The following is a 16958-nucleotide window of genomic DNA, read 5'->3' as shown; positions in this document are numbered from 1 at the left end:
TTCCTCCGTTACTTTTTCTTACTTCTTATTGGAGTCAACAAGGGGTCTTTGATCTCTATTGGCCACGTCCCAAGCTGTATAAAACACGAGTTGAGTTCTTCTGGCAAGCAGATTGAAATCTATCTTATCCACGGTATCGCCCACATTGTGGTAGTCCGCATGTACACCATTGAAATAGAAGATAACTGGAATACCGTTCTTGGCAAAATTATAATGATCTGAACGGTAGTAAATGCGCTCGGGATCTTCGGGATCATTGTACTTATAATCCAGTTTGAACTTGGTATAGCGGTTATTTGCTTCTTCACTTATAGCATGCAACTGTGAGCTCAATTTGTCTGAACCTACCAGGTACACGTAATTGGTATCTGCCTCATGTGGCGGATCTATGCGGCCTATCATGTCGATATTAAGATTGGTCACGGTATTGGCCAATGGGAATACAGGGTGTCTCGTATAGTAATCCGAACCTAGTAGTCCTTTTTCCTCGCCAGTGACAGTCAGAAACAGAATACTTCTACGCGGTCCCTTGCCATCCGCTTTTGCTTTTGCAAAAGCTTGTGCCATTTCGATGACTCCTGTTGTTCCGGAACCATCGTCATCTGCTCCATTGTTTATTTGTCCATCTGGATTTACACCGATATGGTCGTAATGTCCGCTGATGACTAACAGCTCATCTTTTAGGTCGGTACCTTCTAGGTAGGCCAATACGTTCTGGCTTTTTACGTCGATGGTCTCTACGGCAAAGCTGGTTTCTACACTGCTCTTTAAGGCTTGGCTTTGAGCTTTACCCGAGTCATCAATCGCCTTCTTCAGACTTTCATAGGTATGTCCAGAATTTTGGAGTATCTTATTGGCCGCTTCGGTGGTCACATAAGCTACAGTAGGCCGATTAGCGTTCGGTCCCGTTGGTTCTTTTACGTCTTCTTTGATTTGCATCCTGCCGCCGCTACCCATCATGCGTACACGTTCTAGCATGTTTGCTACCTCGGGAGAGGTAGCGAGTACTAGCGCGGGGCTTTTGCTCATGACAGTTTGTATCCTTTTATTACGGCTTGTAGCCCAGTCAGATAGGGTTTTGCTTCCAGTGATATAGCTTGTGCCGTCGGCTTTTGTAGGCTCGCCGCTATTGATAAGTAGAACTACCTTTCCCTGTAGATCCAGACCAGCAAGGTCGGAATATTTTTCATCATCTATACCGTAGCCTATGAACCAAATCTCGTTGGTGGAAATGGTGTTTTGGGCGCCACTATTGGGCATGAAAAAATCGTTTCCGCTGATAAGCTCTTGGCCATTCGCCTTGAAATACTTCACATCAAAGCGAGACTCAGCCAATTCCACAGGCTGAAAATAGGAACCATTAACGGGAGCCTTTAAACCCATCTTTTTAAACTGTTCGGCAATGTACGCCGCTGCTTTGTCGTTACCGGGTTTGCCAGTTTCTCTACCTTCCATCTCGTCAGAAGCAATGATGTGCAGGTGTTTGCTGGCATCTGCTGCGGTTATTTCATTGGCATATCGCGTGGCTATGCTTTCTTGGGCTAGGCTAGGAGCTAGGCTGCAGCTTAGCGCTAGAAAAAGTAAAGAGAAATTTTTGTTCATATTTAATGATTTACAATGCTACAGTTGCAAGGCGTTGCGAACCTAACATTAAATTAATTAATTATTTGCAGGCTATCTTATTGACTCTATTACTATGTCTGCCCCCTTCGAATGGCGTTTCGAGAAAAGTTTTCACCATTTCCTTCGCCAAATCTAGACTTACGAAACGCGCTGGTATGCAGATGATATTGGCGTCATTGTGCTGCCTGGCCAGGCTGGCTATCTCTTTTTCCCAACAGATGGCAGCACGTATCCCCTGGTGCTTATTGGCAGTGATGGCCACACCGTTCGCACTGCCACAGATTAGAACACCCAAATCGCATTTCCCATCTTCAACAGCAGTTGCCGTTGGATGTGCAAAATCGGGATAATCTACCGAATCGGCACTGTCCGTTCCAAAATTGTGTACTTCATATCCAGCATCTTTCAAGAAAGATATGAGTTCTTTCTTGTACTGAAATCCTGCATGATCGCCACCTATGGCTATTTTCTTTATCTCTTTCATATGCTTTGTTTTTTATTGCTGTGGACTATCGGCCATTGGCAATTAGCTTGTTTGTCAACACGCTTTAGTCTCTAGTCTTTTACTTCATTTCCTTTTCCCTATTCTTTTCTACTCTTGCGGCAATGACAATACTTAGTTCATACAAAATGAACAAAGGAAAACTAACCGTAAGCATGGTAATAACGTCAGCCGAGGGCGTAATGACAGCGGCAATGATCAAAATGATGACGATGGCATACCTACGCGTACTGCGCATAAAAGTAGGGGTCATGATACCCATTCTGGAAAGGATATAAATAACAATAGGCAGCTCGAAAACAATCCCCGTTCCCATGGTGAGCGTAGCTACGGACGCTAGGTAGCTGTCTATGGTGATCTGGTTGGATATGTCTTCACTTACAGTATAGTTTGCCAAGAAGTTAACTGAAAGGGCCGTGACGATATAATAACCGAAAAGCACGCCTAGGACAAACAGAAAGGAAGCATAGAATACAAAACCATTGGCAGACTTTCTCTCATTGTCGGTTAGCGCTGGTTTGATAAATTTCCATATCTCAAACAGAAGGTAAGGAAAACCCAATATAATACCGATTAGAAGCGAGGAATTTATCTGAAGGGTAAACTGTCCCGCCATATCGGTATTGATGATATTCATGTTGATCTTTTTGACACAAAAGTCCTCACCTAAATGGAATTTTTCGCTTAAGAGGCACATCATTCTATAGGTCCAAAAATCAACCTTCTTGGGCCCCATTATAATTTTATCGAAGATGAAATCATAATAGGCAAAGGCTAGTCCCATAAAGACGATGATAGCAATTGCCGAGCGGATCAAATGCCACCTCAGCACCTCCAAATGATCAAAGAAAGACATTTCTGCCTCAATGCTTTTCCCTTTATCCTTGATTGCGTCTATTAACTTCTTGCTGTTCGTATCACTCATAGCGCTTATGGTCCAAATGTGTGTTTCTCATCATGCTAAAACAAAAATACCATTCTTGTTGAAAGGAATGGTATTTTTGGCGTAATATGCCATCATCTTTGTTTAAAGTACGGTCTCCTTGATCTCAAAGGTTTCCATAAATTTCGTGGTAAAGTTACCTGCTCTGAAGTTTGGATCCCGCATCAACTGGATATGTAGTGGGATGGTTGTTTTTATTCCTTCGATGACAAATTCACTCAGTGCACGTTCCATTGTGTTGATCGCCTCTTCGCGAGTCTGTGCATAGCAAATCAGCTTGGCTATCATGGAGTCGTAATTTGGCGGAATTTGATAGCCGGCATATACGTGAGTATCTACCCTTACGCCATGTCCTCCCGGAGAATGGAAAGTAGTGATCCTACCTGGTGATGGGCGGAAATTGTTGAAGGGATCTTCTGCATTTATGCGGCATTCAATTGCGTGGCGGATGGGCTCGTAATTTTTCCCCGAAAGAGGAACACCCGAAGCCACCTTGATTTGCTCTTTAATGAGATCAAAGTTGATGACCTCTTCCGTTACAGGGTGCTCCACCTGTATACGGGTGTTCATTTCCATGAAATAAAAATTGCGATACTTGTCCACTAGAAACTCAATGGTTCCAGCACCTTCATAATTTACCGCTTTCGCTCCTTCAATAGCTGCAGCTCCCATTTTCTGCCGCAGTTCGGGCGTCATGAAAGGAGAAGGGCACTCTTCCAGCAGTTTTTGATGCCGTCTTTGAATTGAGCAATCGCGCTCTGACAGGTGGCATACGGTGCCGTATTGATCGCCTATTACTTGAATCTCGATATGGCGTGGGTCTTCCACGAACTTCTCCAGATAGATGCCATCATTGCCAAAAGCGGCCCCAGCTTCTTGACGAGCCGAGTCCCAGGCAGGTTCAAACTCCCCGTCATTCCATACCACGCGCATGCCGCGGCCACCGCCACCTGCAGTAGCTTTCAGTATAACGGGATAGCCTATTTCATTTGCCAAGGCAATGCCTTGTTTGACGCTGGACAACAGTCCCTCTGAGCCTGGAATGGTGGGTACACCCGCCTTTTTCATTGTAGCCTTTGCCGAAGACTTGTCTCCCATGTCGCGGATCTGTTCAGGGGTGGCACCGATAAACTTGATGCCATAGTCGCGACAGATAGCAGAAAACTTCTCGTTTTCCGACAGAAAACCGTACCCTGGATGTATGGCATCGGCATTGGTGAGCTCCGCTGCGGATATAATGTTCGGTATATTCAGGTATGAGTCTTTACTGGGAGGAGGACCGATGCATACAGCTTCATCGGCAAAACGTACATGCAGGCTTTCACGGTCTGCGGTCGAGTATACGGCTACACTTTTTATACCCATTTCCTTACAGGTACGGATAATGCGGAGCGCTATCTCCCCTCGATTTGCAATAAGGATTTTTTTAAACATAATGCTTGTTTGATTCGCGACTTTATTATGTTGCTGAGCCAATATATATAAGCTCAGAAATCGTTGTCTTGCCACCATATCTCAATTAAATTGAAATATGTTAGGTGAAAATAATTGTATCTCAAAAAATAGCCCGGATTTTGGTCCAGGCTATACGTAGCTAATTTTGCAAAAAGCTGTTACTAACTTGGATCAATCAAAAACAACGGTTGATCATATTCCACCGGTTGGGCATTTTCAACCAATATCTTTACGATTTTACCGGATACTTCCGATTCTATTTCGTTAAATAGTTTCATCGCTTCCAAAATGCACACTATTTGGCCAGCCTGTATCTCGTCACCTACATTTACGTAAGATGGTTTTTCCGGACTTGCCGAACGGTAGAACGTACCTATCATTGGCGATTTTATGGTGATATATTTTGAATTATCACTCGCTTCCTTGGCCGGTGTTGCCACTTCAGCAGCCTGTATAGGCGCCGCCGCAGCTGCTTGTACTGGTGCCGGAAGAGTAGCCGTAACATAGGTTGGTTCTTGGTTGGTTTTTATAGTGATTTTGAAATCTTTCTCTTCGATAGAAACTTCATTGACACCTGATTTCGCAACGAATTTTATCAGGTCTTGGATCTGTTTAATATCCATGCTCATTTTGCTCGTTTTTTGTTGTTTTGCTTCCAAAAGTATAATCTTAGGCCTTAATTAGCAATTATTGTTTATAAATTTATTTATCAGTATGCCCATTTAAGGTAGGTGGCTCCCCAAGTGAAACCGCCTCCAAAAGCAGCTAGGATCAGCTTGTCCCCCTTTTTTAGTTGACTTTCCCACTCCCAAAGGCATAGCGGAATGGTGCCACTAGTGGTGTTGCCGTATCTTTGTATATTGACCATCACCTTCTCGTCTGCCAATCCCATGCGATGTGCCGTAGCATCTATGATGCGTTTATTTGCTTGATGCGGTACCAGCCAGGCTATATCATCGGCCGTAAGCTCATTGCGCTGCATAATTTCGGCAGCAACATCTGCCATATTGGATACGGCAAACTTGAATACCGTTTTGCCCTCCTGATAGGCGTAATGCAAGCGATTGTCGACAGTTTGGTGGCTGGCCGGCATTAAGGAGCCTCCAGCTTTCATGTGCAAGTGTTCGCGACCGGAACCATCGCTATGTAATACGCTGTCTATTATTCCAAAACCCTCGGTGTTGGGCTCGAGCAATACTGCGCCGCAGCCATCGCCAAAAATGATGCAAGTGGCGCGGTCTTGGTAGTCGATGATGGAAGACATCTTGTCTCCTCCTACCACCAATACTTTTTTGTGCCTGCCGCTTTCAATAAACTGGGCACCAGTGGTCAGTCCGTAAAGGAATCCAGAGCAGGCAGCCTGTAGATCGAAGCCCCAAGCGTTTACCGCTCCAATTTTGTCGCTCAGTATATTTGCCGTAGCAGGAAAAGGCATGTCGGGCGTGGTAGTACAAAAAATGACAAGTTCAATTTCCTCGGCGCCTATTCCTCTTTTTTCCAACAAGCCTTTTACCGCTGGAACGGCCATGTCCGAGGTAGCTAGCCCTTCGCCCTTTAGGATATGCCTCTCTTTGATTCCGGTACGAGAAACGATCCATTCGTCATTTGTGTCCACCATTTGCTCCAGCTCTTTGTTGGTGAGCACGTATTCAGGGACATATCCATTAACAGCCGTAATGGCAGCGTGAATTTTAGACATTTGTTTTTTCTTGATTAAAAGCAGCCTTAACTTTATCTATGAATTTGGATTCTTTCATGGTACGCGATAGCAATACCATGTTCTTGATTGCTTTCGGGTTGGATATGCCGTGGCCTATGACAACAGGTGCGTTGATGCCCAATATGGGGCTGCCACCGTAGTTCTCATAGTTAAACCGCTCGAAGAAATCGTCCGTCATTTTCTTTTTATGCGTTATCGTATAGAACGATTCGGCCAGTTTCAGTACCACATTGCCCGTGAATCCATCGCATACCACTACATCCACGTCGTCATTGAAGATATCCCTGCCCTCTATGTTCCCCTTGAAATGGATAAGTTTGTTATCTCTTAATAGTTGGTGAGCAGCAATGGTGAGCATATTGCCTTTTTCTTTCTCTTCACCTATGTTGAGTAAGCAAACATTTGGAGACTCGGTGCCAAAAATATGCTCTAGATACAGACTTCCCAAGATACCGAACTGCAATAAATGGTCTGGTTTGCAATCAGCGTTGGCGCCCACATCGAGCATGATACCATAACCTGCCTTCAGGTGAGGCACGTAGGTAGCAATAGCAGGTCTACTCACTCCTTGTATTGGCTTCACGCTGAACATGGCTCCCACCAGCATGGCTCCAGTATTGCCAGCAGACGAGAATGCGTCGATTTGCCCTTCTTTTAGGAGCTGAAATCCGACGCTGATACTAGAATTTGGTTTTTGAGTAATAGCTTTAGTGGGATGTTCTCCCATGCTTATTACTTCCGTTGTGTGCACGTATTCGAATAGGGAATTGTCAAAATTGGCTTCGGCAAGTAGCGTTTTTGCTTCCGTTTCGTCGCCTATTAATACCAGTTTGTCTTCCGAATCCAATTCACTATGAGCTTCGATGGCTCCTAAAACAGCTGCCTTAGGAGCATAGTCGCCACCCATAATATCTAAGCCTATCTTCATTCTTGTTAAAGCCTTTTGTTTCTACCGTTAACTAAAAAACATCCCAAAGTACCGCATTTAATTGAATAAATGCGAACATTGGGATGTTTTTAATAAACACTCAAGGTGTTAAGCAATCGTAGTGTTTTCAATAAGCAATTTGCCATTGTAATATAGATTGCCGTCAACATTGTAGGCTCTATGTGGCAAATGGATGGCGCCAGTAGTTGCGCAAGTAGTCAAAGTAGGCAACTCAGCCTTGTAATGTGTTCTTCTTTTATCCCTTCTAGATTTAGAGGTTTTACGTTTTGGATGTGCCATCTCTTTATTTAATTAATTTAATTGTTTTTTATGTTCTTTAATATATCCCAACGGGGATCTGTTTTTGTTTGTTCCGATTCTTCTTTTTCGCTCGAAAGGCTCCTTAGCTTTTCAATCATGTTGCTGTCGCAGCTGATGCCTTCGCCTTGTATGTCGCATTTTGCATAATGGGGTACCGAAAGATTGATGTATTCGTAAATCGTATCTGCCAGTTTCAGCTCGTGTTCATTTCGTGGCAATACCATGATTTCCTCCGTGCTTTCACCCATCTCCTCATCGCCAAAACGGACAATTAGCTGCTCCCTAATCTCTATCTTGCCCATGAAATCTGCCAAGCAAACGTCGCAAGTGAGTGCAATGCTGCCATATATATGGAATGATAGCTGCAATATGCTCTCTTGCTTATCTAGCAAAACATGTGCTTTTAGACTCCCGTCCTTCACAATAGAGTATTCAAACGCATCGAAAAAGTCCTTGTCGATGTCGAACTCAAACTCATGTTTTCCCGTCTTCAGCCCCACAAATGGGATGCGATATTGTTGCATAGTTTTCAAGGCACGGCAATTAAGCCTGCAAATTTATGGAAATAATTACAACAATGGAAAGATTTTGGACAATAGTTTTTACGAGATATTTTTTATACCTCGTTAACGCGCTAATAAATGGGGTTTTAACGCAATTATTGACCTACTATTACCTCAGCTTTCATTTGCGCCAGTAGGATTTTGACGTCCAGTCTGAGGCTCAAATCTTCCGCATCAAGCAAGTCGATTTCTTTTGATGTCAGGTCATCGTAATGTGAGGCAGAATAGGTATAGACATCCCATTGCCCTTTGTTGTATTCCAGTGCGGTCATGTTCTCCACCCAATCGCCGGAGTTGAGGTATAATACTTCTCCTTTTCCTGTGCTGATGTTCCGCTTTTCGGGTTGGTGAATGTGCCCGCATACTACATAATCATACCCCTTCTCGACAGCCAATTCGGCAGCCGTATATTCAAAGTCATTGATGAATTTGACGGCGTTTTTGAATTTGGACTTCACTTTTTTGGAAAAACTCATTTTTTCCCTGCCCATAAAAGTAAGACAGCGGTTTACAAAACTGTTGAGCAGGATCAAGGAATCGTACCCTATGGCACCCAATTTGGTCAACCACTTGCTATGCTGCATGGTCACGTCGAATATGTCGCCATGAAAGAACCAAGCCTTGGCATTTCCCAAAGTCAGCACCAGCTTGTCGGACAATTGGAAGTTGCCTAGTTGGAGATCACTAAACTTTCGTAGCGTTTCATCGTGATTGCCGGTCAGGTAATGGACGGAGACACCTTCGGTGACAAATTTCATAATCCTACGCAAGACCTTGGTATGCGACTCCGGCCAGTAGGATTTGCTGAACTGCCAGATGTCTATGATATCTCCATTAAGGATGATTCGCTTGGGGCGAATGCTCTTGAGATATTGTAGCAATTCGTTGGCGCGGCAACCATAAGTTCCCAGGTGAATATCCGAAATTACTACCAAATCGACTTCCCTTTTCATTCGAAATCAAATTTAAATCATTATTGCCCGAAGGTAAGTGTCCATTATGAAGTGTGTATTAACAAAGTATTAATTGTCTGTTTTATAATGTTTTGTTTGTTTTTTTTGAACGGGAAATGTTTAAAGAAAATTTAATATGAAGTAAGCGTTCTGCTTATTTACGTAAAATAATTTTGGGCTGTGAAACCAAGATGACACGATCATGACGTATACCATGCTCCCTAAATTGCCCAATAGAAGAAAGCGGTTTTTCGTCTTTCCGATATTGATTCTACTTTTTGGCTTATTGTCTTTCCGTCCCTGGGAACATCGCCCTTTGTTGAGGAGGAGCAAAGTGGTCACTTTGCCAGAGGAGCCAGCGCCTTTGCCCCTTGCAAGCGCGGGAGAATTTTCGGTCATTACCTACAATATCGCAGGACTACCGGAACCTATATCCAGTGCAAAGACAAGCCGTGCAAGCAGCATTGCCCGTATAGGCAACCTGTTGAACGGATACGATATAGCGAATGTACAGGAGGATTTCAATTACAACGACGAGCTGTACCATGGAGGCAACGGCCATCCCTATCGAACCACGACCAAAGGAAGCGTTTTGTTCGGAGATGGACTGAATACCCTATCTAAATTCCCCATTCACGATGTTCGAAGGGTTGCATGGAAAGACTGTACGGGTCCAGATTGTCTCACCCCGAAAGGATTCAGTTATAGCCGCATTCAACTTGCCCAAGACGTATGGATAGACTGTTATAATGTGCATGCCAATGCCGAGAACCACTTGAAGGCCGCTGCTGCTAGGAGAAACAATATGGAGCAGCTGTCCAATTATATCAAGGAACATTCCAAAGGAAAAGCAGTCATCGTGATGGGCGATTTCAATGCCTATTACGGTGCACAATGGGACAATATGCATCAATTCATTATGGAAAATGGGCTGAAAGATGGATGGACAACGCTCAGGCAGGACGATGTACATCCCGTTCCGAGCTCAAGTTTTAAAGTAATGGATAATTTGCTGGTGACGGATAGCTGCGAATCCATTGATAAGGTGCTTTTTCGCAACAGCAAGGATTTGCTGCTCGAGCCTGACGATTACTGGGTAGAAAATAAATTGTTCGTAGACGATCGGGGCAATCCCCTTTCCGATCATTGTGCGGTCAGCCTACGCTTTCGCTGGCAGCTTACAAAACCTTAATATACAGTGCTTAGGTATTAACAGTTAAATAATGTTCTGTTAGCGATAAAATCATACTTGATTGCCATTTTTGAATTATTACATGATGAGACTATGGATAAAGTGAAGATCGCTTTTTTTGCCGAAGTATTGATAGCCGATTTTGATGGTGCTGCCCGCACCATGTTTCAATTGATCGAACGCATTGATTCCACCCATTTTGAATTTCTGTTTATTTGTGCCAATGGGCCAGAACGCTTGCTGGGATTTGAATGCGTTAAGGTGCCTTCGTTCAATATTCCCCTGAACAAAAGGTATCCCTTGGCCATACCTTACCTAGCACAGAAACAGTTGAAATGTCGTTTGGATAGCTATACGCCAGATGTTATACATATTGCTACGCCCTCTCTGTTAGGTCATTTCGGATTGCATTACGCAAAGAGTAAGCATATCCCCGTCATCAGTATTTATCATACGCATTTTATCAGTTATCTGGCCTATTATTTCAGCAAGTTGCCGTTTTTGATCGGTCTTGCTACCAAAAAGATGATCCACCAACAGAATGATTTCTATAATAATTGCGATTTGATCTACGTTCCTTCGGAAAGCATTGCCTTGGAATTGCAGTCCAAAGGAATGGAGAATAACCGTATTCGCCTCTGGAAAAGGGGGATTGATCTCAACCTTTTCAATCCGATGAAGAAAGATAAGCGATTGACGGAACGCATAACCGGTAATAAAAGGCCCTGTATTCTCTTTGCTAGCCGTTTGGTATGGGAAAAGAATCTGAAAACGCTTATTGCCGTTTATGAACTGGCACAGCAGCGAGAACTTTCGTACAATTTTATCATAGTAGGAGATGGGGCAGCTATGAAGCAATGTAGACTACGTATGCCGCATGCTTTTTTTATGGGGCAGTTGAGCCACGAACAGCTGGCACCATTGTATGCTTCTGCAACGGTATTTCTTTTTCCGTCAATCACGGAGACGTTTGGAAATGTGGTGCTTGAAGCGATGGCCTCGGGCTTGCCTTGTGTCATTGCCGATGGGGGCGGCAGCAAGGATTTTATAACAGATGGAGAGAACGGTTATAAATGCGATGCAAGCGATGTAAGCAGTTTTTTAGATCGGATTGAACAGATTGCCACCGATCATAAATTGGCTCGTCAACTAGCGGCAAGTGCCCTGTCAGTTTGTCAAAATTATGATTGGCCAATGTTGGCCGATACTTATTTCAATGATCTTAACAAACTTGCCAAAAAAGAAACCAATCCTGTAGCGTTAAAGAAATTGGCCTCTTAGTGAAATACATCAAGGTTTTGCTTGTTCTTGCAGTGGCATGTTGCCTGTTCTTTTTCATCAGAGCAACAGACTTCCGCCAGACATGGGAGGTGCTTAGAAACGTGGGGGCGAGGTTTATATGGGTCATGGTGAGTACTGCTGTGGCCTATTTCTTGGGTACTTTAGGTTGGTATTATTGCTTTACGGAAAAGGGGAGATCTTCCCTGAACCTTTTCAGGCTATTTATGGTTAGGCAAATTGGCGAGACGGTAGGCCAATTGAACCCTACAGGTGTACTGGCTGGTGAATGGTCGAAGGTACAACTACTCAAAGCTCGGGGTATTGACCAGCAAGAACTCCATAACTCCGTCTACCTTTCGCGCATTATCATGATCTTTAGCCAGCTTAGCCTCTTGTTGCTGGCCATGGTATGGCTCGTCTTTTTCTCGGCTATGCAATTGACCCTCATTGCTAGGCTAACCTTATTGCTGATTCCTTTGTTTATTTTGTTGATTATCATTTCATTAGTTTTTTGTGATAGTAAAAATACACCATTCAATAAGCCACCTGTCAAAACCGAGGGTCTTTTGGGAAAACTGCTGGCGGAGTTACGAAAGGTAAGGGAGGCTATATATCATTACAGGACGCGACACCTACGATCGTTTCTTTGTTCCACATGCTTTTTTTCCCTGCACTGGCTGGTCGGTTCGTTGGAACTGGTACTCCTCCTATATTTCCTAGACCAACCGATCTTGTTAATACAAGGACTCTTAATGGATATGGGCATTGTTTTTGTCAAATCAACAGCTTCTTTCATTCCTGGACAGCTGGGTATCGAAGAGCTAGGCAATAAAATGGCATTGGATCTCGTGGGGATAAATTCTGCCGCTATTTGGCTGGCCGTTTCCATCCTCAGAAGAGCTAGGCAATTGTGTTGGATGGGCATCGTTGCCCTTTTCTATGCTGTTTTGCATATGTCAAAAAATACTTACCCGTCTATAAAAAATGGAAATTCTATTTGTTAGTCACAAGTATCCGCCAGCTATCGGCGGCATAGAAAAGTATAGTTTTGAGCTGATAAACGGTATGCGCAAATATGCCAAGGTGCATGCCATTGTATATGAGGGTAAGGAAAGCCTGCCCGTCTTTTTCCTCAAACTAAGGAAAAGAATACTGAAATGTATTGCGGAGAATCCCGCGATAGGCCTTGTCCATTTCGGCGATGGCCTGATGGCTTCCGTCTGCTCCTTTCACCGTGGCTATAAGCATCTTAGACGAACGGCCACCTTACACGGATTGGACGTGGTCTTCCCCAGTAAACTATATCACAGGTATATACTGCCACGCTTCAATTGCTACGACCATCTTTTTGCCGTGAGTGCCGCAACAGCAGAAAAGGCGGTCGCTTTTGGTCTGGATCGATCAAGAGTGTCGGTGATAGCCAATGGCGTTGACCGGAATATGGCCTTCCATACGCGCGCCTCCAGAAAGGAGGTAGAGCAGTGGTTAGCTCAGAAAGAGGACGGTATTCGGGTAGGCAACAGACGTATTTTTGTGCTGATGGGTCGCCCAGTGCTTCGCAAAGGTTTTTCATGGCTTATCCGTCATGTAGGTCCGCATTTGGGGGAAGATGCCATACTGCTCATTGTCGGACCGTTCAGCAAACGGAAAACCTTGCTCGAAAAGGTTTTGTATGCTATTCCAAAAAAATGGAGGCATAAACTGGTGCTGTTCTTGGGCTTTCCGTCCGATAGTCAGCATATCAGGGAGATATTGGCAGACAGTTCATTGGGTGCTCAGGTAAGGCATGTGGGGAAATTGCCGCAGGACAGAATACAACAGTTGCTGGCAGTTTCCGATGCGTTTCTGATGCCCAATATTGCTATAGAAGGGGATATGGAAGGTTTTGGATTGGTTTGCTTGGAAGCATCCGTCATGGGGACGGTTGTGCTCGCAGCCGATATAGATGGTATACCCGATGCTATTCGGCATGGCAGGAATGGTTTCCTATTGCCATCGGGCGATGCAGCGGCTTGGGTCGAACAGGTCAATCATATCATAGCGGATACGTCATTATATGACCCTTATAGAAAGAGTTTTCAGCGATATACGTTAAACCACTGCGGTTGGGATCTCATGGTTAAGGCCTATCATAAGGTATTTCGGGCATTGGTGGAAAACAATTGCCGTACTGCATACGGCGAAAAATCTTAACAGAAATAAAACAGTCCTTTAACTAGTGCATAATATGAATGATGCATCTTTGCATCAAGAAATCATACGAGATTTCATGTTAGGTTTGGATTGATTAAATTGAGGGATAGGGCCCGCTGTGAAGCGAGTCCTATTTTTTTGTCTATTGCAAGGAGATCTGATTGCCTTTTTATCTGTTGAAAGCATGCAAGGGAAGGTTCTTCAACTGGAGCACCATCAGTCCGTCCAAGCAGTCCTCAAACTTGGGGTCTATGTTGAAGCCAACGATGGTTGCATTCAGTTCCAGGTATCGCTTTAGCAAAACCGGAAACCGCAGGCCCCCACTTTCATTGAGCGCGATCAGCTTATCCAAAAATCGGATAGAGGCCGTTTTGTCCAATAGGGCATGTCCCCCGATTTCGGTAAGCTTGGGCTTGAATTTTTTCTTTGCCTTGACACTTTTTGCCAATTCTTCATCAAAATGATGTAAGCGGATATAGTCGACGATGAGACATCTCGAAAATTCCGAATATTGCTTACTGATACTGACCGGACCGATCAAAAATTCGTACTCTGGGTGCTGTTTAAGATGTTGTAATATGCCTTTCCATAACAGGTATAGGGGAAGGGCCTGCCGTTGGTATTCTTTTCGTACCCAGCTCCGTCCAAGCTCTAGGCCGTGCTGCAGTATGGGCATGAACCCCTTGCCTAACTTGAAAAGCTGTGAGATATAGAAGCCACGTTTGCCCAATATATGGAACAGTTCCTTACCTTTTCCCATGCGGTACGCCCCTACGATGCATCGTGCCTCCTTGTCCCAGAGAAAAAGGTGGAGGTAGTACACATCAAATAGGTCCGTATCGGTCGCTTTGTTTGTGCCCTCGCCCACATCTCTGTAGGTTATTTCCCGCAGTCGGCCTATTTCTTGCATGATTTGTGGAAGTACTTGCGCAGGCGCCAGGTATAGCTCGTATTTACCGCTTTTCAGTAGTTGAAATTCGCTTATTTTGGATATGTTTTCTTCCAACGCCATCTGTGGCACGGGAGGCGCGATGGCTTGCTGTTCTTTTCTGAAGTAAGGGATTGGGATTAATTTCTTCTTGTCGTATCCAAGTCCCATGGCCAGAGAGTAGGTATAGGCCCTCAGGTAAATTAGCATTTTCTCAGGATTGCCGTGGAATGGGATATCTTCATAGGGTTGAAGATGGCCGATATGGATAGGTACGCGATGACCCGACTTGTTGAACAGTTCTGCGGGGAGTCTTGCTGTCCGTAGCATGGGGTGGACCATGCCCATCAAGTTGAACAATAGGCTGTTATTTCCTTGAAAGTACACGGGCAGGATAGGTACTTTTACTTTGGCAATGAGCTTGCCGACTACGGGGTGCCACGGCCCGTCAGTGATGCGTTTCTTGGATAGGTGAAACGCGGAAACTTCTCCCGCGGGAAAGATGATGACAGGGTGCCCACATTGGAGGCTGTTTACTACCTGTTTTATACCCAAGATGTTCTTACTGCTTCCTTTGGTTTCAAAAGGATCTACTGCTATGAGGCAATCGTCCAATTGGCTGATGTTTTTCAGCAGGAAATTGGCCATAAGCTTTACATCTGGTCTGATCGCGCTGATCAGTCTAAGCAAGATAAGACCGTCTATGCCGCCATATGGATGATTGGCAAGGACGATAAACGCACCTTCTTTCGGTATGTTGTGTAGCATGGTTTCATCAACATCAACATCAACTTTCAACAAGCGCAGCACTCCGTCCATGAATGCCGTGCCCTGCATGTGCTGCACCTTTTTAAATTCCCGGTTTAGCTTGTGCAGTTTCATAATATGCATCAACAGGTTATTGATGCCGGCCATGTGTCGGCCACGGGTTCCTATGGCTTGTGAGAATTTCCTCTGATTGATGATTTCTTGATCCATCGCTTTGGTGCAGGGGTGATGAAGTACTCCCTATACAAAAATATAGTTTGTTTATTACCAGAAAGTTAAGTTATTGTGTGGCAATCGTTATGCTATTTGTTGCTACTATTTGGACCCGAATATCACCTTATCGTCATGAACTATAACATAAGGACAATTTAACATCAAGTTAATGATGGTACCTTACCTTTATGCCAAGAATGCACAAAAGCATTCCTGCTTCGTTATGGGAAATAAATATAGAAAGCCTATTTTCTTGAACCAAAAGATAGACGATTCGCATCGTTTGCAATTTGAGCCACAGCCTGTTGGTAACTGGCCATACCACCTGCCCATCGAACGTATATTGCCACGTGCTGGGATTGATATGGCCGAGCGGATGGTTTTTCACGTTATTGGCGATACGGGAAGTCTTAGGCCGTCCCGTTTTCAGTCTATTGTGTCGCGCGAGATATCCAAACAGGTTCAGGCTGACCAGAGCGCATTTCTATACCACTTGGGCGACATCGTGTACGACCATGGAGAAGCGAGCGAATATGCTAGGCAGTTTTTTCGGCCCTATGAGCATTATCCGGGCGCTATTTTCGCCCTTGCGGGTAATCACGATGCAGATATCAACCCCGATAGCGATGTTATGTACCAGAGTTTGGATGCTTTTATGGATGTTTTTTGCGATTCCGAAAGGCGTGATATCTCCTTTTCGGGCGGAAGCAGGCGCAAGAGCATGATCCAGCCGAATGTCTATTGGACATTGGAGACACCATTGGCGAATTTCATTGGGCTTTACCCCAATGTTACCAAATATGGTTGGATATCTAAAGAACAGGAGGAGTGGTTCGAGCAGGAACTGCTGTGGTGCCAGGCCGAGCGGGAGAGCAAGGCACTGATCGTGTGCCTGCACCATGCACCGTATTCGGCCGATACCAATCACGGATCAAGTGCAGAGATGATCGTGATGCTGGAGCGGGCCTTTGAGCGTACCGGGGTGAAGCCTGACTTGGTGCTTAGCGGCCATGTACACAATTACCAACGATTTTCCAAAAGATATGAGGATGGAACAGTGGTGCCCTATATCGTAGCTGGTGCCGGGGGCTATGATGGCTTGCATTCGGTAGCTATGCAGGACGATCCTGCCGTGTCGAGCCATTGGCCTGTTCTCGAGACGGTGCATCTCGAGAATTACTGTGACGATCGCTATGGCTTTATGAACCTGACACTAGAAAAAGGTAAGAATGGCTTGTTCCTGACTGGTGCCTATTATACCATAGCGCCAGAAGCTGCAGAGGACGATACGGTATCGGCCACTCTGTTCGAACGGTTTGTGATGCCTTTGCGAATGGGCCAACCACGCATGTTGAAGTTCTATTAAGTAAGAAAA

Annotated in this window: 16 protein-coding genes; 5 read left to right on the top strand and 11 right to left on the bottom strand. The window is 44.6% G+C overall.

What is annotated here, in order from left to right:
* Nucleotides 1-18 precede the first annotated feature (18 nt).
* From A37S_RS0110770 to A37S_RS0110730, 10 genes are all read right to left on the bottom strand, one after another.
* Complete coding sequence (locus A37S_RS0110770; protein WP_028296987.1) at nt 19-1602, bottom strand: M28 family peptidase; 1584 nt, start codon at nt 1600-1602, stop codon at nt 19-21.
* 61 nt (nt 1603-1663) lie between these two features.
* Entirely contained in the window at nt 1664-2107 is a 444-nt protein-coding gene (rpiB, locus tag A37S_RS0110765; RefSeq protein WP_028296986.1) for a ribose 5-phosphate isomerase B, read from the bottom strand.
* Between the two features lie 79 nt (nt 2108-2186).
* Nucleotides 2187-3050, bottom strand: a complete 864-nt coding sequence (gene tatC / locus A37S_RS0110760; protein WP_028296985.1) for a twin-arginine translocase subunit TatC — start codon at nt 3048-3050, stop codon at nt 2187-2189.
* A 102-nt stretch (nt 3051-3152) separates the two neighbouring features.
* Complete coding sequence (accC, locus tag A37S_RS0110755) at nt 3153-4502, bottom strand: acetyl-CoA carboxylase biotin carboxylase subunit (RefSeq protein WP_028296984.1); 1350 nt, start codon at nt 4500-4502, stop codon at nt 3153-3155.
* Between the two features lie 182 nt (nt 4503-4684).
* Nucleotides 4685-5152, bottom strand: a complete 468-nt coding sequence (accB, locus tag A37S_RS0110750; protein ID WP_028296983.1) for an acetyl-CoA carboxylase biotin carboxyl carrier protein — start codon at nt 5150-5152, stop codon at nt 4685-4687.
* A gap of 80 nt (nt 5153-5232) precedes the next feature.
* On the bottom strand, nt 5233-6222 hold the full coding sequence (locus tag A37S_RS0110745; protein WP_028296982.1) for a beta-ketoacyl-ACP synthase III: 990 nt from the start codon (nt 6220-6222) through the stop codon (nt 5233-5235).
* Complete coding sequence (gene plsX, locus A37S_RS0110740) at nt 6215-7171, bottom strand: phosphate acyltransferase PlsX (protein ID WP_028296981.1); 957 nt, start codon at nt 7169-7171, stop codon at nt 6215-6217. The genes A37S_RS0110745 and plsX overlap by 8 nt, the downstream gene beginning before the upstream one ends.
* Before the next feature lie 108 nt (nt 7172-7279).
* Complete coding sequence (gene rpmF / locus A37S_RS26640; protein WP_084163859.1) at nt 7280-7471, bottom strand: 50S ribosomal protein L32; 192 nt, start codon at nt 7469-7471, stop codon at nt 7280-7282.
* A 17-nt stretch (nt 7472-7488) separates the two neighbouring features.
* Nucleotides 7489-8016 (bottom strand): YceD family protein, encoded by a 528-nt coding sequence (locus tag A37S_RS0110735; protein WP_245586358.1) that lies wholly within the window; start codon nt 8014-8016, stop codon nt 7489-7491.
* 134 nt (nt 8017-8150) lie between these two features.
* Entirely contained in the window at nt 8151-9008 is an 858-nt protein-coding gene (locus A37S_RS0110730; RefSeq protein WP_028296979.1) for a UDP-2,3-diacylglucosamine diphosphatase, read from the bottom strand.
* Between the two features lie 202 nt (nt 9009-9210).
* On the opposite strand from A37S_RS0110730, the gene A37S_RS24405 reads away from it, so the two are divergent.
* From A37S_RS24405 to A37S_RS24395, 4 genes are all read left to right on the top strand, one after another.
* A complete protein-coding gene (locus A37S_RS24405) occupies nt 9211-10200 on the top strand; it encodes an endonuclease/exonuclease/phosphatase family protein (protein WP_051293022.1) in 990 nt (329 codons plus the stop codon).
* Nucleotides 10201-10293: 93 nt separating this feature from the next.
* Nucleotides 10294-11481 carry a glycosyltransferase family 4 protein gene (locus A37S_RS24400; protein WP_036602226.1) on the top strand — a complete coding sequence of 396 codons (1188 nt, stop codon included), beginning with the start codon at nt 10294-10296 and terminating at the stop codon, nt 11479-11481.
* Nucleotides 11481-12485 (top strand): lysylphosphatidylglycerol synthase domain-containing protein, encoded by a 1005-nt coding sequence (locus A37S_RS0110715; protein ID WP_028296978.1) that lies wholly within the window; start codon nt 11481-11483, stop codon nt 12483-12485. Before A37S_RS24400 ends, A37S_RS0110715 begins: the two co-directional genes overlap by 1 nt.
* Nucleotides 12466-13674 (top strand): glycosyltransferase family 4 protein, encoded by a 1209-nt coding sequence (locus A37S_RS24395; RefSeq protein WP_051293020.1) that lies wholly within the window; start codon nt 12466-12468, stop codon nt 13672-13674. The genes A37S_RS0110715 and A37S_RS24395 overlap by 20 nt, the downstream gene beginning before the upstream one ends.
* A 169-nt stretch (nt 13675-13843) precedes the next feature.
* On the opposite strand, the gene A37S_RS0110705 is transcribed toward A37S_RS24395, so the two are convergent.
* Nucleotides 13844-15580, bottom strand: coding sequence for a bifunctional lysophospholipid acyltransferase family protein/GNAT family N-acetyltransferase (locus tag A37S_RS0110705; protein WP_028296977.1), 1737 nt, complete (start codon nt 15578-15580; stop codon nt 13844-13846).
* A gap of 172 nt (nt 15581-15752) precedes the next feature.
* On the opposite strand from A37S_RS0110705, the gene A37S_RS0110700 reads away from it, so the two are divergent.
* Nucleotides 15753-16949, top strand: coding sequence for a metallophosphoesterase family protein (locus A37S_RS0110700; protein ID WP_245586357.1), 1197 nt, complete (start codon nt 15753-15755; stop codon nt 16947-16949).
* Nucleotides 16950-16958: the final 9 nt, after the last annotated feature.

Origin of the sequence: Olivibacter sitiensis DSM 17696 (genome assembly GCF_000427965.1) — a bacterium.
Taxonomy (GTDB): domain Bacteria; phylum Bacteroidota; class Bacteroidia; order Sphingobacteriales; family Sphingobacteriaceae; genus Olivibacter; species Olivibacter sitiensis.
This window is presented reverse-complemented; position numbering and strand designations above follow the sequence as displayed.